At 73.7% G+C, this 19,323-nt stretch carries 22 protein-coding genes and 4 tRNA genes; 15 read left to right on the forward strand and 11 right to left on the reverse strand.

The window, feature by feature from the left end; translation table 11 throughout:
* Positions 1-11: 11 nt before the first annotated feature.
* From clpS to rdgB, 6 genes are all read left to right on the forward strand, one after another.
* Positions 12-302, forward strand: a complete 291-nt coding sequence (gene clpS, locus L6241_RS08540; protein ID WP_224767016.1) for an ATP-dependent Clp protease adapter ClpS — start codon at positions 12-14, stop codon at positions 300-302.
* On the forward strand, positions 302-982 hold the full coding sequence (locus tag L6241_RS08545; protein WP_123091006.1) for a DUF2017 domain-containing protein: 681 nt from the start codon (positions 302-304) through the stop codon (positions 980-982). The genes clpS and L6241_RS08545 overlap by 1 nt, the downstream gene beginning before the upstream one ends.
* Positions 983-992: 10 nt before the next feature.
* A complete protein-coding gene (murI, locus tag L6241_RS08550) occupies positions 993-1,796 on the forward strand; it encodes a glutamate racemase (RefSeq protein WP_068273673.1) in 804 nt (267 codons plus the stop codon).
* Entirely contained in the window at positions 1,793-2,569 is a 777-nt protein-coding gene (locus L6241_RS08555; RefSeq protein ID WP_368245758.1) for an MBL fold metallo-hydrolase, read from the forward strand. Before murI ends, L6241_RS08555 begins: the two co-directional genes overlap by 4 nt.
* 349 nt (positions 2,570-2,918) lie before the next feature.
* Entirely contained in the window at positions 2,919-3,689 is a 771-nt protein-coding gene (gene rph, locus L6241_RS08560) for a ribonuclease PH (RefSeq protein WP_368245760.1), read from the forward strand.
* Entirely contained in the window at positions 3,686-4,318 is a 633-nt protein-coding gene (gene rdgB / locus L6241_RS08565) for an RdgB/HAM1 family non-canonical purine NTP pyrophosphatase (RefSeq protein ID WP_251718523.1), read from the forward strand. The genes rph and rdgB overlap by 4 nt, the downstream gene beginning before the upstream one ends.
* A 9-nt stretch (positions 4,319-4,327) precedes the next feature.
* Here the strand turns inward: rdgB and L6241_RS08570 are convergent.
* Positions 4,328-4,409: transfer RNA gene (locus L6241_RS08570), tRNA-Leu, on the reverse strand.
* Between the two features lie 234 nt (positions 4,410-4,643).
* Here L6241_RS08570 and L6241_RS08575 point away from each other — a divergent pair.
* Positions 4,644-4,901, forward strand: coding sequence for an OsmC family protein (locus L6241_RS08575; protein ID WP_368245762.1), 258 nt, complete (start codon positions 4,644-4,646; stop codon positions 4,899-4,901).
* A 107-nt stretch (positions 4,902-5,008) separates the two neighbouring features.
* On the opposite strand, the gene L6241_RS08580 is transcribed toward L6241_RS08575, so the two are convergent.
* Genes L6241_RS08580 through L6241_RS08595 form a run of 4 tightly spaced genes read right to left on the reverse strand, consistent with a single transcriptional unit; the run spans position 5,009 to position 7,583 of the window.
* Positions 5,009-5,773, reverse strand: a complete 765-nt coding sequence (locus tag L6241_RS08580; RefSeq protein ID WP_368245764.1) for an energy-coupling factor ABC transporter ATP-binding protein — start codon at positions 5,771-5,773, stop codon at positions 5,009-5,011.
* On the reverse strand, positions 5,770-6,549 hold the full coding sequence (cbiQ, locus tag L6241_RS08585; protein WP_368245766.1) for a cobalt ECF transporter T component CbiQ: 780 nt from the start codon (positions 6,547-6,549) through the stop codon (positions 5,770-5,772). The genes L6241_RS08580 and cbiQ overlap by 4 nt, the downstream gene beginning before the upstream one ends.
* Positions 6,550-6,885: a PDGLE domain-containing protein gene (locus tag L6241_RS08590; RefSeq protein ID WP_252974926.1), complete on the reverse strand. Its 336-nt coding sequence runs from the start codon at positions 6,883-6,885 to the stop codon at positions 6,550-6,552.
* Positions 6,882-7,583, reverse strand: coding sequence for an energy-coupling factor ABC transporter permease (locus L6241_RS08595; RefSeq protein WP_191680539.1), 702 nt, complete (start codon positions 7,581-7,583; stop codon positions 6,882-6,884). Before L6241_RS08595 ends, L6241_RS08590 begins: the two co-directional genes overlap by 4 nt.
* An 88-nt stretch (positions 7,584-7,671) precedes the next feature.
* Here L6241_RS08595 and bcp point away from each other — a divergent pair, with 88 nt between their 5' ends.
* Positions 7,672-8,148 (forward strand): thioredoxin-dependent thiol peroxidase, encoded by a 477-nt coding sequence (bcp, locus tag L6241_RS08600; protein WP_368245768.1) that lies wholly within the window; start codon positions 7,672-7,674, stop codon positions 8,146-8,148.
* Between the two features lie 54 nt (positions 8,149-8,202).
* On the forward strand, positions 8,203-8,472 hold the full coding sequence (locus tag L6241_RS08605; protein WP_068273690.1) for a DUF3618 domain-containing protein: 270 nt from the start codon (positions 8,203-8,205) through the stop codon (positions 8,470-8,472).
* Between the two features lie 85 nt (positions 8,473-8,557).
* Here the strand turns inward: L6241_RS08605 and L6241_RS08610 are convergent, their stop codons facing one another.
* From L6241_RS08610 to L6241_RS08620, 3 genes are all read right to left on the reverse strand, one after another.
* Positions 8,558-9,706 (reverse strand): GDSL-type esterase/lipase family protein, encoded by a 1,149-nt coding sequence (locus L6241_RS08610; RefSeq protein WP_368246070.1) that lies wholly within the window; start codon positions 9,704-9,706, stop codon positions 8,558-8,560.
* A tRNA-Lys gene (locus L6241_RS08615) sits at positions 9,668-9,743 on the reverse strand. The genes L6241_RS08610 and L6241_RS08615 overlap by 39 nt, the downstream gene beginning before the upstream one ends.
* A 67-nt stretch (positions 9,744-9,810) precedes the next feature.
* Positions 9,811-10,641, reverse strand: coding sequence for a copper resistance protein CopC (locus L6241_RS08620; protein ID WP_368245770.1), 831 nt, complete (start codon positions 10,639-10,641; stop codon positions 9,811-9,813).
* 115 nt (positions 10,642-10,756) lie between these two features.
* Between L6241_RS08620 and L6241_RS08625 the strand changes: the two genes are divergently transcribed.
* Positions 10,757-10,832 (forward strand) — tRNA-His (locus tag L6241_RS08625).
* 84 nt (positions 10,833-10,916) lie between these two features.
* Here the strand turns inward: L6241_RS08625 and orn are convergent.
* Positions 10,917-11,561 carry an oligoribonuclease gene (gene orn / locus L6241_RS08630; protein WP_083968574.1) on the reverse strand — a complete coding sequence of 215 codons (645 nt, stop codon included), beginning with the start codon at positions 11,559-11,561 and terminating at the stop codon, positions 10,917-10,919.
* A gap of 243 nt (positions 11,562-11,804) precedes the next feature.
* Between orn and L6241_RS08635 the strand changes: the two genes are divergently transcribed.
* Complete coding sequence (locus tag L6241_RS08635) at positions 11,805-13,103, forward strand: PrsW family intramembrane metalloprotease (protein ID WP_368245772.1); 1,299 nt, start codon at positions 11,805-11,807, stop codon at positions 13,101-13,103.
* A 29-nt stretch (positions 13,104-13,132) separates the two neighbouring features.
* On the opposite strand, the gene L6241_RS08640 is transcribed toward L6241_RS08635, so the two are convergent.
* Positions 13,133-13,813: a 4'-phosphopantetheinyl transferase superfamily protein gene (locus L6241_RS08640; protein WP_368245774.1), complete on the reverse strand. Its 681-nt coding sequence runs from the start codon at positions 13,811-13,813 to the stop codon at positions 13,133-13,135.
* A 62-nt stretch (positions 13,814-13,875) separates the two neighbouring features.
* On the opposite strand from L6241_RS08640, the gene L6241_RS08645 reads away from it, so the two are divergent.
* Positions 13,876-13,949: transfer RNA gene (locus tag L6241_RS08645), tRNA-Arg, on the forward strand.
* Between the two features lie 192 nt (positions 13,950-14,141).
* Here the strand turns inward: L6241_RS08645 and L6241_RS08650 are convergent.
* Positions 14,142-15,089, reverse strand: coding sequence for a cold-shock protein (locus tag L6241_RS08650; protein ID WP_368245776.1), 948 nt, complete (start codon positions 15,087-15,089; stop codon positions 14,142-14,144).
* 187 nt (positions 15,090-15,276) lie between these two features.
* On the opposite strand from L6241_RS08650, the gene L6241_RS08655 reads away from it, so the two are divergent.
* The 3 genes from L6241_RS08655 to L6241_RS08665 all read left to right on the forward strand — a co-directional run bounded on the left by L6241_RS08655 (position 15,277) and on the right by L6241_RS08665 (position 19,294).
* Positions 15,277-16,998 carry a dynamin family protein gene (locus L6241_RS08655; protein WP_368245778.1) on the forward strand — a complete coding sequence of 574 codons (1,722 nt, stop codon included), beginning with the start codon at positions 15,277-15,279 and terminating at the stop codon, positions 16,996-16,998.
* On the forward strand, positions 16,995-18,635 hold the full coding sequence (locus tag L6241_RS08660; protein WP_368245780.1) for a GTPase: 1,641 nt from the start codon (positions 16,995-16,997) through the stop codon (positions 18,633-18,635). Before L6241_RS08655 ends, L6241_RS08660 begins: the two co-directional genes overlap by 4 nt.
* Before the next feature lie 122 nt (positions 18,636-18,757).
* On the forward strand, positions 18,758-19,294 hold the full coding sequence (locus L6241_RS08665) for a single-stranded DNA-binding protein (RefSeq protein WP_068273702.1): 537 nt from the start codon (positions 18,758-18,760) through the stop codon (positions 19,292-19,294).
* Positions 19,295-19,323 lie beyond the last annotated feature (29 nt).

Here is a 19,323-nt window from a genome sequence, read left to right on the forward strand (position 1 = left end):
TGGTTGTGCGGGTGAGTGCAGCGCCGGTGGACCAGCAGGTGCACGAGCCCGATCTCGTCGTCGACCCCGACGTCCCGTGGATCACGCTCGTGTGGAACGACCCGGTGAACCTCATGTCGTACGTGACCTGGGTCTTCCAGACGCACTTCGGCTACACCGAGCAGCACGCGACGAAGCTCATGATGGACGTGCACACGAAGGGCCGCGCCGTCGTCTCCACCGGGCCGAAGGAGCAGATGGAGCTCGACACCGAGGCGATGCAGGGCTACGGCCTGTGGGCCACCTACCAGAAGGACGACTGATGGCCCGCGCCTTCCAGCGCCGTGGCGAGGACGTCGTCGCCTGGCTCGACGCCGACGAGCGCGAGGTCCTCGCCCAGCTCGCCGAGCAGGTCCTCGACGTCGTCTCGCCGCAGGACGACGGCCCGGTGACGGCGGGCGAAGGGGAGGTCGACCCCTTCGACGCGATCGTCGCAGGCCTGGGGACCTTGAGCACCGACACGGGCACCCCCGACCCCGAGCGCTCGGCGGGCCTGGACGAGGAGCGCGACCCCGCGCTCGACCGGCTCTTCCCCGCGGGGCACCGCGGTGACCCCGAGGAGGCCCGCGAGTTCCGCCGGCTCACCGAGGGCGGGCTGCGCCAGCGCAAGGCGGGCAACCTGCGCACCCTCGCGCAGGCGGTCCTGCGCCCCTCGGCCGACCCGGGCGACCCCGAGGCGGTCGTGCTCGACCGCGGCGAGGCCGTCGCCGTGCTCGTCGCGCTCACCGACATCCGGCTCGTCATGGGCGAGCGGCTCGGCCTGCGCACCGACGACGACGCCGACCGGCTCGAGCGGGTCGTCGCCGATCTCGACGACGAGGACCCGGCGGCCTTCGCGCTCATGCTCTACGACTTCCTCACCTGGCTGCAGGAGTCGCTCGGCCGCACGCTGCCGGCCGGGCCGCCGCGCGGGGGCGCCGGGCGCGCCGGGGGTGCTGCGTAGGGTGAGCGCCGTGGACGCGCCGATCGGGATCTTCGACTCCGGGTACGGCGGCCTCACCGTGCTGCGGGCGGTCCTCGACCAGCTGCCGCAGGAGGCGACGACCTACTTCGGCGACACCGCCCGGGCGCCGTACGGCCCGCGGCCGATCGCGCAGACCCGCCAGTACGCGCTCGAGTGCCTCGACCGGCTCGTCGAGCACGGGGTCAAGGTGCTCGTCATCGCGTGCAACACCGCCTCCGCCGCCGTCCTGCACGACGCCCGTGAGCGCTACGACGTGCCGGTCGTCGAGGTGATCCGCCCGGCGGTGCGCCGCGCGGTGCTCGCCACGCGGACCGACCGGGTCGGGGTGATCTCGACCGTCGGCACGCACCAGTCCGGGGCGTACGTCGACGCCTTCACGGCGGCGCCGCACCTGCGGGTGCTCTCGCAGCCGTGCCCCCGCTTCGTCGAGTTCGTCGAGTCGGGGACGACCGGTGGGCAGGAGCTCATCGCCGTCGCCCGCGAGTACCTCGAGCCGCTGCGGGCCGCGGAGGTCGACACGCTCGTGCTCGGCTGCACGCACTACCCCTTGCTCACCGGTGTCATCTCCTACGTCATGGGCGACGGGGTGACGCTCGTCTCGTCGGCCGAGGAGACGGCCAAGGACGTCTACCGTGTGCTTGCCGACAGGGACCTGCTGCGACCCGACGACGCCCCGCCGCCGGGGCACGGCTTCACCACGACCGGTGACGCCGAGGAGTTCCGGCGACTGGCCCGTCGCTTCCTCGGGCCCGAGGTCGGCAGCGTCTTCGGCAACATGAGAGGTGTCGCGTGAGGCTCACGGTCGTCGGGTGCTCCGGGTCCTTCGCGGGCCCGGCCTCGCCCGCGTCGTGCTACCTGCTGAGCGCCGACGACGGGCAGCGGACGTGGCGGGTCGCGCTCGACCTCGGCAACGGCGCGCTCGGTGCGCTGCAGCGCCACGTCGACCCCGCCTCGCTCGACGCGCTGCTGCTCACCCACTTGCACCCCGACCACTGCATGGACGTCACCGGTCTGTACGTCACCCGGCGCTACCGCCCGCAGGGGCCGCTGCCGACCCGCCTGCCCGTGTACGGCCCCGCCGGCACGGCCGACCGCCTCGCCGCGGCGTACGAGGGCATCGACGACGTCGGGATGACGCGCGAGCTCGACTTCCGGCGGCTCTCCGACACGATCCCCGTGCACATCGGCCCCTTCGTCATCACCCCGTACCGCGTCAACCACCCGGTCGAGGCGTACGGCTTCCGCGTCGAGAGCGGTGGGCGGGTGCTCGCGTACACGGGCGACACCGACGCGTGCCCGGCGCTGACGCGGCTCATGCGCGACGCCGACCTCGTGCTCGCCGACTCCGCCTTCGTCGACGGGCGCGACCACATCCCCGACATCCACCTCTCCGGGTCGCGGGCCGCGCAGGCCGCGGTCGACGCCGGGGGAGTGGGTCGCCTCGTGCTCACCCACATCCCCGCGTGGAACGACCCCGAGGTCTGCCGCGCCCAGGCCGCCGCGGTGTGGTGCGGCGAGGGTCGCGAGGTCGAGCTCGCCGAGCCCGACGCGATTTACGAGGTCTGAGCTCCCCCTTCGGGCGGGTCCACGGGACGAGCCGCACCGGCCCGCTTCGAGTCGCACGAGCACAAGCCCCAGGCACGTCGAGTCACCCCCGCTCGGCACGTCACACCAACCCCTCGTTTATCGGGTCACCCGAGAATCGTGTGACGCATGTGACGCCGCGTCGGTGCGGGCGGTGCTCAGCAAGACTTACCCCTGCTCAGCATGAGTCTCTTACCCATGCTGAGCAGGGGTTTATCGGGTGACCCGAGAATCTTGTGGTTCGTGGGGCGTCGCTCAGGGGGCGAAGCGGGCGGTGGGGCTGTCCACGGCGGGTCACGTCCGGCCTCACGGGACCCTTAGCCTGGAGGGCATGACCGACGCCACCTCCGCAGCACCTGCGCGCCACGACGGCCGCGCCCCCGGCGACCTCCGCGAGGTCCGCATCACCCGCAACTGGCTCGACCACGCCGAGGGCTCGGTGCTCGTCGAGTTCGGGCGCACCCGCGTGCTCGTCGCCGCGAGCTTCACCGAAGGGGTGCCGCGCTGGCTCAAGGGCCGCGGCACCGGCTGGGTCACCGCCGAGTACGAGATGCTGCCCCGCTCGACGAACACCCGCAGCGACCGCGAGTCGCGCCGCGGCAAGGTCGGCGGCCGCACCCACGAGATCAGCCGGCTCATCGGGCGCAGCCTGCGCGCCGTCATCGACACCTCGGCGCTCGGCGAGAACACCGTCGTCGTCGACTGCGACGTGCTCCAGGCCGACGGCGGCACCCGCACCGCGGCCATCACCGGCGCGTATGTCGCCCTCGCCGACGCGCTGGCCGATGCCCGCGCCCGCGGCCTCATCCCCGCCTCCGCCCAGCCGCTCACCGGCTCGCTCGCCGCCGTCTCGGTGGGCGTCGTCGACGGCCGCGCCGTGTGCGACCTCGACTACCCCGAGGACTCGACCGCGCAGACCGACATGAACGTCGTCATGACCGGCACCGGCGACTTCGTCGAGGTGCAGGGCACGGCCGAGGGTGCCCCCTTCGACCGCGCGCTCCTCGACCAGCTGCTCGACCTCGGCGCGGCCGGCTGCGCCCAGCTCACCGTCCTGCAGCAGCAGGCCCTCGAGGCCCCGGCGCGCGAGCGCGTGCGATGAGGGTCGTCCTCGCCACGCACAACGAGCACAAGGTCGAGGAGCTGCAGCAGATCCTCTCCGGCCCGCTCGGCGACCTCGGTCTCGAGGTCGTCTCGATGGCCGCCTACCCCGAGGTCGGCGAGGTGCCCGAGACCGAGGTGACCTTCGTCGGCAACGCCACGCTCAAGGCGCGCGCGGTGGCCGCCGCGACCGGTCTGCCGGCCCTCGCCGACGACTCGGGCCTGAGTGTCGACGTGCTCGGCGGCTCTCCGGGGGTCTTCTCCGCGCGGTGGTCCGGTCTGCACGGCGGCGAGGACCTGCCCCGCGCCGAGCGCGACCGCCGCAACATCCAGCTGCTCCTCGACCAGCTCGCCGACGTGCCCGACGAGCACCGACGGGCGGCCTTCCGCTGCGCCGCGGTCCTCGCCCTGCCCGGTGCCGAGGACGTCGTGTCGACCGAGGGTCGGGTCGAGGGCGTCGTCGTGCGGGAGCCCGTGGGGGAGAACGGCTTCGGGTACGACCCGGTCTTCGTGCCCGACGGCGGGACCCGCACGCTCGCCGAGCACTCCGACGAGGAGAAGAACGCGATCAGCCACCGCGGCGCGGCCTTCCGCGCGATGGTGCCGCTGCTGCGCGAGCACCTCGCCTGATCTCACCGGTGCCGAAGGCGGGACTTGAACCCGCACACCCGAGGGCACGAGAACCTAAATCTCGCGTGTCTGCCAGTTCCACCACTTCGGCGCGACGCCCGTCGTGGGCGCGGTGGGAGTCTATGGGGGTGACGACCCACGACTACACCGCGACCCTCGCCTGGGAGGGGTCCACGGCGCTCGGCTACGAGCACTACGACCGCGGCCACGCCGCCGGGGTCGGCGGTGAGCAGCTCGAGCTGAGCGCTGACCCCTCCTTCGGCGGTGACCCGGCGCGGCTCAACCCCGAGCAGCTGCTGCTCGCGGCGGCGAGCAGCTGCCAGCTGTGTCCTTCCTCGCCGTCGCCGCGCGGGCGCGGCTCGACGTCGTCGGCTACCGCGACGCGGCGCAGGCCGTCATGGACGAGGCCGACCCACCTCTTCGCGTCGGGCGGATCACCCTTCGCCCCGAGGTGACGGTGCGCGGCGACGTGCCCGACTCCCGCATCCACCACCTGCTCGAGGTGGCCCACCGCGAGTGCTTCGTCGCCCGCTCGCTGACGAGCGAGGTCGTCATCGAGGCGACCGTCGTCCGTGCCACCTAGACCGCCTGCTACGACGCAGTACTGGTCGTGATCACGACCAGTACTGCGTGGTAGCCGGGGGCCGCGGCGTGGCCGTCGGGCAGGGGCGAAGGGGGGCGAAGGGGGAGTCAGCCGGCCCGACGGGTGCGGGCGGGGACCGACGAGGGGTCGAAGCCGTAGGGCAGCTCGAGACGGTGACGCGTCATCAGCGCGTCGTCGCCGAGCACCTGCGCCGTCGCGCCGTCCGCGACGACCTGCCCCGCGGCGAGGACGACGGAGCGCTCGCACAGCTGCAGGGCGTACGGCAGGTCGTGGGTGACCATGAGCACGGTGACGTCGAGCGAGTCGACGATCTCGGCGAGCTCGCGCCGCGACGCCGGGTCGAGGTTGCTGCTCGGCTCGTCGAGCACGAGGATCTCCGGCTCCATCGCGAGCACCGTGGCCACCGCGACGCGGCGCCGCTGCCCGAAGGACAGGTGATGCGGCGCGCGGTCGGCGTGCTCGCTCATGTCGACCGCCGCGAGCGCCGCGTGCACCCGGGCGTCGAGCGCGTCGCCGCGCAGCCCGAGGTTGCGCGGGCCGAAGGCGACGTCCTGGCGCACCGTCGGCATGAAGAGCTGGTCGTCGGGGTCCTGGAAGACGACGCCGACGCGGCGACGGACCTCGAGCATGTGCTCGCCGTCGACGGGCAGCCCGGAGACGCGCACGCTGCCCGCCTCGGGCACGAGGATGCCGTTGAGGTGGAGCACGAGGGTCGTCTTGCCGGCGCCGTTCGGGCCGAGGAGGGCCACCCGCTCGCCGGCGTGGACGTGCAGGTCGACGCCGCGCAACGCGTGGTGGCCGTCGGGATAGGCGTGGTGCACCCCGCTGAGGTCGAGCACCGGCGCGCTCATCGCACGCCCCCGCCGGTGAGCGCCCACGCGGTCGTCGCGACGACGACGGCCGCGGCGGGCACGACGAGCGCTGCGGACCAGGTCGTCGCCCGCACGGCGACGCCGTCGTCGAGGTCGACCCGGCCCTGGAAGCCCCGCGAGAGCATCGCGAGGTGCACCCGCTCGCCGCGCTCGTAGCTGCGCACGAAGAGCGCGCCCGCCGTCGAGCCGAGGACGGGCCAGGACCGCAGCCCGCCGGTGCGGAAGCCGCGGCTCTCGCGGGCGACGCGCATCCGGCGCATCTCGCCGCTCACGACGTCGAGGTAGCGGATCATGAAGGACAGGACGAGCACGAGCTGGCGCGGGACGCGCAACCGAGCCAGCCCGCTCACGAGGTCGCCGGCCTCGGTCGTCGCGGCGAGCAGGACCGCGGCGAGGGCGCCGAGCGACCCCTTCGCGAAGAGTCCCCACCCTGCCCACAGACCGGCCTGCGAGAGCTCGAGGGGGCCGACCGGCACCGTCGGGCCCGTGGCGATGAAGGGCATCGTCGCGGCGAGCAGCACGAAGGGGATCTCGACGACGAGCCGTCGGGCGAGGTAGCGCGGGGGGACGCTCGAGACGACCGCGACGCCGACGAGCAGCGCGAGGTGGACCGCGAAGGCCCAGACCGCCTCGCGCGGCGTGGCGACGACGGCGAGGACGAAGCCGAGGGTGGCGACGACCTTGACGTGCGCGGGGGCTCGGTGCAGGGGGGAGTGGCCGTGGAAGTGCAGGGTGTGGCCGTGGGGGCCGCCCACCTACTCCTCCCGCCGGCGGCGCAGCAGGAGCAGCAGCCCACCCATGAGCACGGCGGTGAGCACGACGCCGACGACGCCGGCGAGCGCGCCGCCGAGCCGTCCCTCGACGCCGCGGGTCTCGTACTCGGCCATGGGGGAGTCGGCGGTCGGGCTCTCCTGCGCGGTGTCGCCGAAGCCGACCTGGCTCGCGACGTGCTCGAGGCCGTCGGGGTGCGAGGAGGCCCAGCCGGAGACGACCCCGGCGAGCAGGAGCGAGACGAGGAGGCCGACGACGACGAGGGTGCGGGTCGAGATCCGGCGGCCGGTGCCCTGGGTCTGCACGGCGGGGCGGGTCATCGGGTGACCTCCGGGGTCGTCGGGGCGAGGCGCTGCTCGCGCTGCCGGGCGAGCGCGGGCACGGCGCCGCGCACGAGGTCGGGCCGCGTCGCGAGCACGGCGGAGACGACGAGCGCGGTGATGACCGCCTCGCCGATGCCGATGACGGCGTGCCAGGTCACCATGAGCCCGACCATCGTGGAGAGGTCGACCGGCGCCTGACCGCCGACGGCGAAGAGCAGGGTGAAGACGAGGGCGGTCGCCGGCACGGAGACGGCGGCGGCGACGGCGGCCGCCGGGGTGACCATCGCCAGGCGGCGGGGGAGGACCGAGCGCACCGCGACGAAGACCGTCCAGCCGATCCACACGCCCGCGACGGCCATGAGCAGGACGTTCGTGCCGAGCGCGGTGATGCCGCCGTCGGCGAAGACGAGCGCCTGCACGACGAGGACGACCGTCACGGCGAGCGTCGCCACCCAGGGCCCCACGAGCACGGCGGCGAGGGCGCCGCCGAGGAGGTGCCCGCTCACCCCGACGCCGACGGGGAAGTTGAGCATCTGCGCGGCGAAGACGAAGACCGCGACGAGCCCGGCGAGCGGGGCGGCGCGGTCGTCGAGCTCGCGCCGGGACCGGGCGAGCGAGAGGGCGATCGCGCCGGCCGCGACCGCTGCGGTCCCGACCGAGGTCGGGATGTCGAGGAATCCGTCGGGGACGTGCACAGGGTCGCTCCGTCGCGTTGGGTACGTTGGCAGGTGGACCTCGAGATCTTATTGCAGTTCTGTTGCACCTAGCGAAGGGAGACGGCCGATGGCCGCACGACTCAGCCCCGGGGATGCCGCCCCCGACTTCACCCTCACCGACGACCGCGGCAAGCAGGTCACGCTGTCCGACCTGCGCGGTCGCAAGGTCATCGTCTACTTCTACCCGGCCGCGATGACGCCGGGCTGCACGACGCAGGCGTGCGACTTCACCGACCGCATCGACGTCCTGCAGGACCAGGGCTACACGGTCCTCGGCATCTCGCCGGACAGCCCGGACAAGCTCGCGACCTTCCGCGAGAAGGAGCACCTGCGGATCACGCTGCTCTCCGACCCCGACCGCGAGGTGATGACCCGCTACGGCGCCTACGGCGAGAAGAAGCTCTACGGCAAGACCGTCACCGGGGTCATCCGCTCGACCGTCGTCGTCGACGAGCAGGGCGAGGTGACGCACGCGATGTACAACGTCAAGGCCACCGGCCACGTCGCGAAGATCCAGCGTGACCTCGGGCTCCAGACCGCCTGACGCAGCCCCCATACTTGACCGCAAGTCACCGCGAGAAGGACGGACGAGCCTGACATGAGCAACACCACCCCGAGCCAGACGGCCCTGGAGAACGACATCTCGGCGCTGCGCGATCGCCTCGCCCGCTCGATCGACGAGCTGGCCGACCGCGCCGCCCCGAAGAACGTCGTCGCCCGCCAGAAGGAGTCGGCGAAGGCGTCGTTCTACAACGCCACCCGCACCCCCGACGGACAGCTGCGCACCGACCGCGTCGCGATCGCCGCCGCCCTCGTCGTCGGTGTCGTCGCGCTGAAGATCATCTCGAGCCGCCGCAACCGCTGGTAGGCGCGCTCACCCCTTCGCCCACCAGCGCGAGGGGGGAGCACGACGGGCCCCGGTCAGCCGACCGGGGCCCTTCGTCGTGCTCGGGTCAGCGCTCGCCGGTGAAGGGGCCGCCCTCGCCGAAGACGCGCTCTGCGAAGCGGGTGGCGATGACCTCGTGGGTCCGCGTGTCGGGGTGGAGGGCGTCGGGGAGCGGGTGCTCGGCCTCGTCCTGCTCGCCGTAGAGCGAGAGCCCGTCGAGGAGGTGCAGGTGGGGGTCGTCCCGGCGCGTGACGACCTCCGCGAGGGCCTCGCGCACGCGGCGCAGGGTGAGCCGGCCAAGCTCGTCGCCGCCGACCGGACCGGTGGCGACGAAGCCCACTTCACCACGCTGCAGCCGCTCGACGTCGAAGGCACCCGGGCCGGACGTGTCCTCGTGGATCCCGCAGTGGATCGGGGTGACGAGGACGAGCGGCGTCGAGGGGTGGCCGTCGCGGATCGTGTCGAGGAAGCCGTGCACGGCGGGCACGAAGGAGCGCAGCCGCATGACGTCGCCGTTCACGACGTTGATGCCGAGCGCGACGCTGACGAGGTCGGCCGGGGTGTCCCGCATGACGCGCGCCATGAAGGGGTCGACGAGGGCGCTGCCGCCCAGGCCGAGGTTGCGCAGCTCGACCCCGGCGCCGCGGGCGACGAACGAGGGCCAGGTCCGCGCGGGGGAGGTCGCGTTCGACCCCTGGCTGATGGAGCTGCCGTGGTGCAGCCAGCGTGGCCCGACGGGCTCGACCGGGGCGACCGGGGCGTCGGCGCGCAGCTCGACGAGGTCGACGACCTCGTTGTGGGGGAGCCAGAGCTCGACGCGCTTCTCCCCGGCCGGCAGCCCCTCGAAGCGCGACACGTGCGCCTCGCCCGCGCTCGTCTGCGTGCTGCGCGTCGCGAGGTCGACGAGCACGGTGTCGCCGCCCGTGAGCTCGTCCGTGGCGACGAGAGCGCCGTCGACGACGAGGTCGACCTGACCGCGTGGGCGCGGCAGCCCGCGGTAGGCGGTCCGTGTCGGGTGGGTGACGAGCTCGACGACCCCGGCGGTCGTCGTCATCGCCACCCGGACCCCGCTCGGCTGCGCCTGCATCGATAGCAGCTGCGGGTCGGGGAAGCGGGTCGTGACGTCCTTGCTCGAGACGGCGAAGGGCCCCGGTCGTCGACCGGGGCCCTTCGGGTGTGGTGCGCCATCAGGGACTCGAACCCCGAACCCGCTGATTAAGAGTCAGCTGCTCTGCCAATTGAGCTAATGGCGCGCGAGAAGAGACAGTAGCACCGGTGCAACGGAGGGTGAAATCGGCTGCGGGCCCTGCCTCCTCGCGGTCAGCGCAGGTCGTCGTCGCGGAAGTCGTACTCGTCGTCCTGGCGCTCGCTGCGACCTCGCAGGTAGGCCACGAGAGCGCCGAGCAGGGCCAGCCCGCCGAGGGCGACGAGCAGCCAGACCCACCACGGGGTGCCGTCCTGGGCGCCGTCCGCGGTGCTCTCGACAGGCTCGTCGGTCGAGGGGCTCGAGCTCGTCGTGCTGGGCTCCGTCGTCGTCTCGCTCGGGGTCGTCGTCGAGCTGCTGCTCGGGGTGTCGGACGTGCTCGGCGTCGAGCTGGAGGAGGACGAGCTGGACGTCGTCGTCGAGGTCGAGGAGGGCTCGCTCGTCGAGCTGCTCGACGGCTCGCTCGTCGAGGAGGTGGAGGGCTCGCTGGTGCTCGACGTCGTCGACGGCTCGGAGGTCGAGCTGCCGGAGGGCTCCGGGTCCTCGCCGCCCGAAGACTTGTAGGTGAAGGTGTAGGACCCCGACACCGGGTGGCCGTCGGCGCTCGTCACGCGGTAGGAGACGGTGTACGTGCCCTCGTCCATGCGCGGGTCGAGGGACTGGTAGACGGTCGGGCCCTCGACCGTGGGCTTGCCCGTGCTCGCCGTCGTGCTGCCGGACCTCACGCTCACCGAGGTGAACTGGGGGTCGATCGACTCGTTGAAGGTCAGCGCGACCTCCGGCGGCACCGCCGTGAGCGTCGAGCCCGAGGTCGGGCTCGAGCGGACCAGCGCCGCGTGGGCCGAGGCGGGCAGCGCGCCGGCGAGGGCGAGCACCGCGGCGACGCAGGCGACGAGGGCGGCGCGCAGGGCGCTGGTGGGCGAGATGACGGCGCGAGCTGAGGTCACGTGACCATCCTGCCCGAGGCCCCTGACAGGCGCCTGCGAGGGGGTGGTCGGAGCACCCCTGACGAGCAGGTAGGATCGTCGCCGTCGTGCTGGGCGCTCCGCCCAGCAGGTCGTGGTGGGTGTAGCTCAGCTGGTAGAGCACCGCGTTGTGGTCGCGGGGGTCGCGGGTTCAAGCCCCGTCACTCACCCCATGACGAAGGGGACCCGGTCGAGCCGACCGGGTCCCCTTCGTGCGTCTCGTGCAGACCCCGTCCGACGTCGGCGGGGCCGACCGATCAGGCCTGCGGCGAGCCGACCTGGTGGCGGGCGGCGATGCCGCGCAGGGTCTCGCTGTCGAGGCCGGGCGGGGGCACGAAGACGGCCTCTCGGTAGTAGCGCAGCTCGGCGATCGACTCGGTGATGTCGGCGAGAGCGCGGTGGCCGCCCTGCTTCTCGGGGGAGGCGAAGTAGGCGCGGGGGTACCAGCGGCGGGCGAGCTCCTTGATCGAGGAGACGTCGATGATCCGGTAGTGCAGGTGCCCATCGAGCTCGGGCATGTCGCGAGCGAGGAATCCGCGGTCGGTCGCGACGGTGTTGCCGCCGAGCGGGGCCTTGCGGGCCTCGGGCGCGTGCTCGCGGACGTAGGCGAGGACCTGCTCCTGGGCGTCCTGCAGGGTCGTGCCCTCGGCGAGCTGGTCGAGCAGGCCCGAGCTCGTGTGCATCTCGCGTACGAAGTCACCCATCTGGGCCAGGGCTGCCTCCGGCGGGCGGACCACGACGTCGACACCCTCGCCGAGCACCGTGAGCTCGTAGTCGGTGACGAGCGCCGCCACCTCGACGAGCGCGTCGTGCTCGAGGGACAGCCCGGTCATCTCGCAGTCGATCCAGACGATGCGGTCGTTCGTCGACCGGGCGGACGGGGCGGGCGTATCGGAGGTCACGCGACGACTCTAGCCACTGGGGTCGGCGCGGCCCGGGGCGCCGTCGGCGGGCTCGACTACCCTTCGCGCATGAGTTGGCCGCAGCAGCCCCCGTCGGGCGGGCACCCCCAGCCCCCCACCGGGCAGCCCCCGGCCCCCGGCGCGCCCGCCCGCAGAGGCCCGCCCGCCCCCTCCGGCCCGCCCGCGCCCTCCGGCCCGCCCGCACCGAGCGGCCCGCCAGCCCGCAGCGGTCCCCCCGCGCCGGTGTCGTCGCGCCCGGGCCCGCCCGCGCCCCAGCACGGCCAGCACGACTGGGTCGAGCCGTACTCCGAGCCCCAGGAGCACTGGAGCAAGCCGCTCAAGGAGGCGTGGGGCTACGAGCAGCGCGGCCACCAGCAGCCCGTGCAGCAGCACTACGACCCGCAGTACGTCACCGCGCAGGCCCAGCACAACCCGACTGTGCGCCCGGGCGTGCGCCGCTGGGTCATCGGCGGGCTGATCGCGACCGCCTTCTCGGTCATCGCGCTGATGTTCGCCGCGTACTTCTCGCTGAGCTTCGGGGTCATCGCGACCCTGCTCGGCCTGCTCTTCGCGATCATCCCGCTCGGCATCGTCATCCCGATCTTCTTGTGGCTCGACCGCTTCGAGGCCGAGCCGTGGCGCTACCTGCTCGTCGCCTTCCTCTGGGGAGCGCTCGCCGCCACGCTGCCCTCCATCGTCCTCAACACGGCGGCCACCGTCGTCGTCGCGTCCTCGCTCGACGCGACCTCGGCCAACACGGTCGGCGCCGTCGTCGTCGCACCCCTGGTCGAGGAGACCTTCAAGGGGCTCTTCCTCGTCGTCATGCTGATCTTCCGGCGCAACCAGCTCAACGGCCTGGCCGACGGCGTGACCTACGCCGGGCTGTGCGCGGCCGGCTTCGCCTTCACCGAGAACATCCTCTACCTCGCTCGTGGCTACTCCGAGATGGGCGGCGAGGCCTTCGCGACGATCTTCGTGCTGCGCGGGGTCATGTCTCCCTTCTGCCACCCGATGTTCACGGCGATGACCGGCATCGGCGTCGGCCTGGCCGCGTCGACCCGCAGCACGGCCGTCAAGGTCGTCGCCCCCTTCGTCGGCTGGTGCGCCGCGGTGCTCCTCCACGCCGGGTGGAACCTCTCGGCGAGCAACGGGCTCATCGGCTTCGTCCTCGGCTACGGCGTGGGCTTCCTGCTGCTCATCGCCTTCATCATCTTCATCGTGTGGGCGCGCGGTCGCGAGGGCCGGATCATCGGTCACTTCCTCCAGCCCTACGTGCAGACCGGCTGGCTCGCCCCCGGCGAGGTGACGATGCTGTCCTCGATGCGTCAGCGGCGTGAGGCGCGCACGTGGGCCAAGCTCAACGGCGGTCCGCAGAGCCTGAGCTCGATGCGCGCCTTCCAGGACACCGCCTCCGAGCTGGCGCTGCTGCGCGCCCGGATGCACAACCACCGGGTCGACGACGCGTCGATCTCGAAGGAGCGCGTGCTCCTGGACTCGATGACCGCCCGCCGTCGCGAGTTCGCCGGGATGTCGATCCGCTGATCGCAGAGGGCCCGATCCGCTGATCTCGGTCAGGGGAGGGTGACCACCTCGACGGGTTCGTCGGTGAGCGCGGCGACGCTCGCCCGGTGGTCGGGGCAGCGCAGGACGACGTCGGCGAGCGTCACGGCCGTGGGTCGCTCCTCGCGGGCCCGCCAGTCGGTGAGCGCCGGGGCCTCGTCCGGCCCGGTGACGACGACCTCGGTGGGGTCGACGACGAGACCGTGACCGGTCGCCTTGAGGATCGCCTCCTTGCGCGCCCAGACCTGGGCGCGGGCGGCGAGCAGCGCCTCGCCCTCGTGCCCGGCGAAGCCGCTGGCCTCCTCCGGCGCGAGCGTCACCTGGGCGAAGCCGCCGAAGTCGGCCTCCGTCACGTGCTCGACGTCGACGCCGAGCTCGGGCCCCTGGGCCACCGCGACGACGGCTAGGGCGTCTGTGTAGGACAAGGAGAACGACCACTGCGGGTGGCCGACGATCGTCGGCTTGCCGTGCTGGGTCGAGCCGCACGTCGGGCAGTGGCGGTCGAAGGCGAGGGACGCCGGGTCGACGCCGAGCAGGTCGCCGAGGACGCGCCGGACGTGGGCGTGGGCGGTGACGAAGGGGGAGGGCGCGCGCTTGCGGTCGGCCCGCGCGCGCTCGGCGTCGTCGAGGAGGTCCCGCAGGGCGGGGTCGTCGACGACCTCCGTCTCGGCGAGGCTCACACGCAGGACCATGGCTCGCATCATGGCAGGTCGTCCGCGCTCGTACACTGACCCTCGCGCGGGCACGCCCGCGAGCCCCCGTAGCTCAGCTGGACAGAGCAAGGGCCTTCTAATCCCGAGGTCGCAGGTTCGAGTCCTGCCGGGGGCGCTGCCGTTCCAGACCGCACGCGGTCTGGAACGGCAGCGACTCAGGCAGAGGTGAACAGGTGCTCGAACGACGTGAGAGCGCCGCGGGGGCGCTGGGCGCAAGCCCGCTCTGCGGGCTGCGCCGAGCGCGCCTGGCAGAAGTCAACAGGTGCTCGAACGCAGTGAGAGCGCCGCTGGGACACCACCGACTCGGTCACATGAGCTCGACGCGGTCCGCCTGAGGCCCGCGGTCGCTCTGGCGCACCTGGTAGCGCACCCGGTCACCGGGGCGCAGCGGGTCGGCGCCGCGGATCACCGAGACGTGGACGAAGAGGTCCGCGCCTCCCGCGTCGGGCGTGATGAAGCCGAAGCCGCGCTCGTCGTCGTAGCGTGCGACGACCCCTTCGCCACCTCGTGCCGGGGGGCCGTCCGAGCCGCGCCGGTCGTCCGAGCGCCCACGCGACGGCGGGGCGTTGCGCGGGGGTGCGCTGCGCGGCGCCTCGCGCACGAGGCGCACGTCGCGGGCCTGCGGGCCCCGGTCGCCCTCGACGACCTCGTAGGCCACGCGGTCGCCCTCGACGAGCCCGGGGAGCCCGTCGGCCAGCGACCGGACGTGCGCGAAGACGTCGTCACCGCCGGTGTCCGGCTCGATGAAGCCGAAGCCCTTGTCGTCGTCGTACCAGGACACCGTGCCGTCGGCGCCGTCGGACGGCCCGGCCTCGCGGCCGGCCTGCGCCCCCAGGGGGATGAGGTTCTCGGCCTGCAGGCCCTTCTCGCCCTCGACGACGAAGAAGGCAGCCCGCATGCCCTCGGAGAGCACGCCGCCCCCGAGGACGGCCGAGCTGTGCACGAAGACCTCGGTGCTCTCCCCGTCGGGCGTGACGAAGCCGTACCCCTTCGCGGGCTCGTACCAGGCCACGGTGCCGAGGACGCCGAGCGCGTCTGCGGCCTGGTCTGCGGTCACCCGGACACGGCGCGCCTGCGGGCCGCGGTCGCCCTCGCCGATCTCGAGCTCGACGACCTGCCCCTCTCGGAGCACCCTCGTGCCGTCGCCACCGACGATCTCGGAGGCGTGGACGTAGAGGTCCTCGCCCCCGTCTGCGAGGGCGATGAAGCCGAACCCTCGCTCGGTGTCGAACCAGCGGACGGTTCCCTCGGTCATGGCTGACTCCTTCTTCGTGCTGCCACTGCTGTCACCCCAGTGTCCCCGACGCGGGCGCACCGGACCGACCGCGTCGCCCACCCGCTCGCGGGGGCGAGCCGGGAGACGCCGGGCGGCGTCCCCCTTCGCGCAGGTCAGCGACGGTGCCGTGCGGGGCGAAGGGGGGCTACTGGGCTAGGTTTGGGCCATGGCCGCCACACCCCCCGCGCAGGGGCTCCCGAGCAGCGACCTCCTCTCTCAGGTCAGGGTCCTGCGCGACGAGGTGGAGCGCGCCGAGCTCCCCCTCGACATCCCCTCGACCGACGCCGCCCGCGAGGGCCGGGCTGCGCTGCTCGCCCAGCTCGACGACTACGTCATCCCCCGTCTGGCCTCGATCGACGCGCCCCTGCTCGCGGTCGTCGGGGGCTCGACGGGCGCCGGCAAGTCAACCCTCGTCAACTCCGTCCTGCGCCGCGAGGTGAGCGCCGTCGGCGTCATCCGACCGACGACGACGAGCCCCGTGCTCATCCACCACCCCGGTGACGAGCGGTGGTTCCGCGACGCCCGGGTCCTGCCGTCGCTCGCCCGGGTCACCGGCTCGCCCTCCGACCCGCAGCCGGGCACCGTGCGGCTCGTCCCCTCGGACACCCTGCCCGCGGGGCTCGCGCTCCTCGACGCCCCCGACATCGACTCCGTCGTCGCCGCGAACCGCAGCCTGGCCACCCAGCTGCTCCAGGCCGCCGACCTCTGGCTCTTCGTGACGACCGCCGCCCGCTATGCCGACGCCGTGCCGTGGGAGCTGCTGCGCCAGGCCTCCGAGCGGGGCACCGCCGTCGCGATCGTCCTCGACCGCGTCGACCCGGCCGCGATGGGCGAGGTGCGCGGCCACCTCGTGGAGATGCTGCGCGAGCAGGGGCTGGAGACCTCGCCGGTCTTCACCGTGCCCGAGGTCGACCTCGACCGCGCGGGCCTCATCCCCGAGCCGGACATCGCGCGGCTGCGCTCGTGGCTCGGCGCGCTCGCCGGCGACCAGCGCGCCCGCACCATCGTCATCCGGCAGACCCTCGACGGCGCGCTGCGCTCGCTCGACACCCGCACCGACGAGCTCGTGGCCGCCCTGTCGACGCAGCAGAGCGCGGTCTTCGACCTCAAGGGAGCGGCCTTCGCCGCGTACGACAAGGCCGAGGAGCAGGTCAAGGACGGCATGAGTGACGGCCAGCTGCTGCGCGGCGAGGTCCTCGCGCGCTGGCAGGAGTTCGTCGGCACCGGCGAGCTCTTCAAGAAGGTCGAGGCCGGCGTCTCGCGCGTCCGCGACCGCATCGGCGCCGCCTTCCGCGGCGCCCCCGCCCCGTCCAAGCCGCTCGACGAGGCCCTCCACGACGGGGTCGCCACCCTCGTGCAGGCCGAGGCCGACGCCGCCGCCGCGACGGTCGCCCGGCGCTGGCGCAGCACCGAGGCCGGGCCCGCGCTCCTCGACGCCCGCCCCGACCTCGCCCGCTCCTCCGCCGACCTGCAGGAGCAGATCGAGCGGGCGGTGCGCGACTGGCAGGGCGACGTGCTCGACATCGTGCGCGCCGAGGGCAGCAACCGTCGCACCAACGCCCGGATCGCCGCTTACGGGGTCAACGGGATCGGGCTCTTCCTCATGCTCGTGAGCTTCGCCCACACCGGCGGTGTCCTCGTCGCCCCCGAGGTCGCCATCGCCGGTGGGACGACCGCCGTCGCGCAGAAGGTCCTCGAGGCGATCTTCGGCGACCAGGCGGTCCGCGAGATGTCGACGAAGGCCCGCGTCCTCCTCCTCGAGCGCGTCCAGGGCATCTACGCCGCCGAGCGCGAGCGCTACGAGCAGGCGCTCGGCGCGATGACGATCTCCGACGGCCAGGTCCGCCGGCTGGGCCAGGCCGCCGAGGCCGTGCGGGCGGCGCGATGAGCCCGCTGCTGCCGGGCCGGTCGAGGGCGAGGGCGCTGTCGGTCGAGGAGCTGCGCGAGCGCTCTGCGAGCCTGCGCGAGGCGCTGGACGAAGGGGGAGACCTCCTCGACCCGACGGCGTCGGCGCGTGCCCGCGAGGTGAGCGCCAAGGTCGACGAGCGCACCCGTCTCGTCGGCGGTCGCACCGTCGTCGCGCTCGCCGGGGCGACCGGCTCGGGCAAGTCCTCGCTCTTCAACGCGCTCGTCGGCGAGGAGGTCGCCCAGGCCGGCATGCGCCGCCCGACGACCTCGACGCCGACTGCTGCGGTCTGGGGCGAGGAGCCCGTCGGCGACCTGCTCGACTGGCTCGGCGTCGGCCGCCGGCACACGGTGCAGGGGCGTGACGACCTCGAGGGGCTCGTGCTGCTCGACCTGCCCGACTTCGACTCGCGGGAGTCGGCCAACCGCGAAGAGGCCCGCCGCGTCCTCGAGCTCGTCGACGTCTTCGTGTGGGTGACCGACCCGCAGAAGTACGCCGACGCGGTGCTCCACGACGAGTACGTCGCCGTGCTGCGCGAGTACGGCGCCGTGACCATCGTCGTGCTCAACCAGGCCGACCGCCTGCGCGGCGACGGGGTCGCCCGGGTGACCGCCGACCTCGCCCGGCTGCTCGAGCGCGACGGCATCCCGGGCTCGAAGGTCATCGCGACCTCGACCCGCACCGGCGAGGGCATCGACGCCCTCGGCGAGCGGCTCCACGTCGCCGTCGCCGCGGCCGACGCGAGCCGCCACCGCCTCGGTCTCGACCTCGCTGACAGCGCCCGTCGTCTCGCCCCCTCGGTGGGGGAGCGCGAGGTGGAGGTCGACCGGCTCGGTTCCGGCGAGCTCGTCGACGCGCTGGCCCGCGCCGCCGGCGTGCCCACCGTCGTCGCCGCCGTCGAGCGCGACTACCTCATGCAGTCCGCGGCTCGCACGGGCTGGCCCCTCACCCGGTGGGTGCAAGGGCTGCGGGCCGCGCCGCTGAAGCGGCTGCGCCTCGACCGCGCCGAGGCCGGCATCACCGATGCCGACGTGCGCGCCGTGCTCGGCCGCTCCTCGATCCCGCCACCCACCCGCTCGGCCCGCGCCGCCGTCGACCTCGCTGCTCGCCGGCTCGGCGAGCACGCCGGGCAGGGCCTGCCGACGCGCTGGGCCGACGCCGTCGCCGATGCGGCGGCGCCCTACGACGAGCGTCTCGCCGACGAGCTCGACCAGTCGGTCCTGCGCACCTCGCTGCGCGGGCGCGACCCGCTGTGGTGGGGGCTGCTCGGGGCGCTGCAGCTGCTCCTCGCCGCGGCGGCGGTCGTCGGGCTGCTCTGGCTCGTCGTCATCGCGGTGGCCGGCTGGCTCCAGCTGCCGGACCTGCCCACCTACGACATCGGGCCCTTCGCCACCCCCTTCGTCCTGCTCGTCGGGGGGCTGATCGGCGGCCTGCTCGTCGCCGGTCTCGGGCGGGTCATGGCCCGGGCCGGGGCCCGACGGCGTGGTGCCGCCGCGGACAAGCGGCTGCGCGAGGCGATCCGCGAGGTCGCCGACCGCGTCGTCGTCGAGCCGGTGCGAGCCGTGCTCGCCCGCCACCGCCGCGCTCGCGAGGCGGTCGCCCGGGCCCACGCCCGGTAGTCGTCCACAGCCCCGCTCTCGCCCGGGCCGCCGTCCACAGCCGGACGGCGGCCCGTGGTGCGTCCGGGTGCACCGCCGGACAGTGGGCGTGCACGGACCACTTCGAGCAGTGAGGGCACGACATGTACGAGACCTATGTGACGATCACCGGCCGGCTCGTCGCCGACCCCGAGACCCGCACGACGCGAGCGGGCCAGGTCTTCACGACCTTCCGGCTCGCGACGAGCGAGCGGCGGCGCACCCGCGACGGGGTCTTCGAGGACGGGCCGACCTCCTTCTACAACGTCGCCGCCTACCGGGCGCTCGGCGTCAACACGCGCACGGCGCTGCACAAGGGTGAGCCGGTGGTCGTCGTCGGCCGCCAGCGCGTGCGTCAGTACCAGCGCTCCGACGAGAGCTACGGGACCTCGGTCGAGGTCGAGGCGATGCACGTCGGTCACGACCTGCTGTGGGGCCAGACGGTCTTCTCCCGTCCGGTGCGCGACGAGAGCGACGTCGTCGAGGCCGGCTTCGGCGGCGAGGAGGCCGTCCCCGGCGTCGGGCTCGTCGACCGGCTGAGCGGCGAGATCGGCGATGCGCGGCACGAGCACGAGGGCTCCGGGCCCGAGGGCGACGACGAGCAGGAGGTGCTCGAGGAGCCGGTCGCGCAGAGCGCGTGAGCGGGGCGGTCGGCGGATTCGGGCGCGGG

The organism is Janibacter sp. Y6 (assembly GCF_040900765.1).
GTDB lineage: Bacteria > Actinomycetota > Actinomycetes > Actinomycetales > Dermatophilaceae > Marihabitans > Marihabitans melonis.

Coding starts and splice junctions, on each gene's coding strand:
- L6241_RS08545 (WP_123091006.1), top strand. CDS start 302: ATGGCCCGCGCCTTCCAGCGCCGTGGCGAGGACGTCGTCGCCTGGCTC.
- rph (WP_368245760.1), top strand. CDS start 2,919: ATGACCGACGCCACCTCCGCAGCACCTGCGCGCCACGACGGCCGCGCC.
- rdgB (WP_251718523.1), top strand. CDS start 3,686: ATGAGGGTCGTCCTCGCCACGCACAACGAGCACAAGGTCGAGGAGCTG.
- L6241_RS08580 (WP_368245764.1), bottom strand. CDS start 5,773: ATGAGCGCGCCGGTGCTCGACCTCAGCGGGGTGCACCACGCCTATCCC.
- L6241_RS08590 (WP_252974926.1), bottom strand. CDS start 6,885: ATGACCCGCCCCGCCGTGCAGACCCAGGGCACCGGCCGCCGGATCTCG.
- bcp (WP_368245768.1), top strand. CDS start 7,672: ATGGCCGCACGACTCAGCCCCGGGGATGCCGCCCCCGACTTCACCCTC.
- L6241_RS08605 (WP_068273690.1), top strand. CDS start 8,203: ATGAGCAACACCACCCCGAGCCAGACGGCCCTGGAGAACGACATCTCG.
- L6241_RS08640 (WP_368245774.1), bottom strand. CDS start 13,813: ATGGTCCTGCGTGTGAGCCTCGCCGAGACGGAGGTCGTCGACGACCCC.
- L6241_RS08650 (WP_368245776.1), bottom strand. CDS start 15,089: ATGACCGAGGGAACCGTCCGCTGGTTCGACACCGAGCGAGGGTTCGGC.
- L6241_RS08655 (WP_368245778.1), top strand. CDS start 15,277: ATGGCCGCCACACCCCCCGCGCAGGGGCTCCCGAGCAGCGACCTCCTC.
- L6241_RS08660 (WP_368245780.1), top strand. CDS start 16,995: ATGAGCCCGCTGCTGCCGGGCCGGTCGAGGGCGAGGGCGCTGTCGGTC.
- L6241_RS08665 (WP_068273702.1), top strand. CDS start 18,758: ATGTACGAGACCTATGTGACGATCACCGGCCGGCTCGTCGCCGACCCC.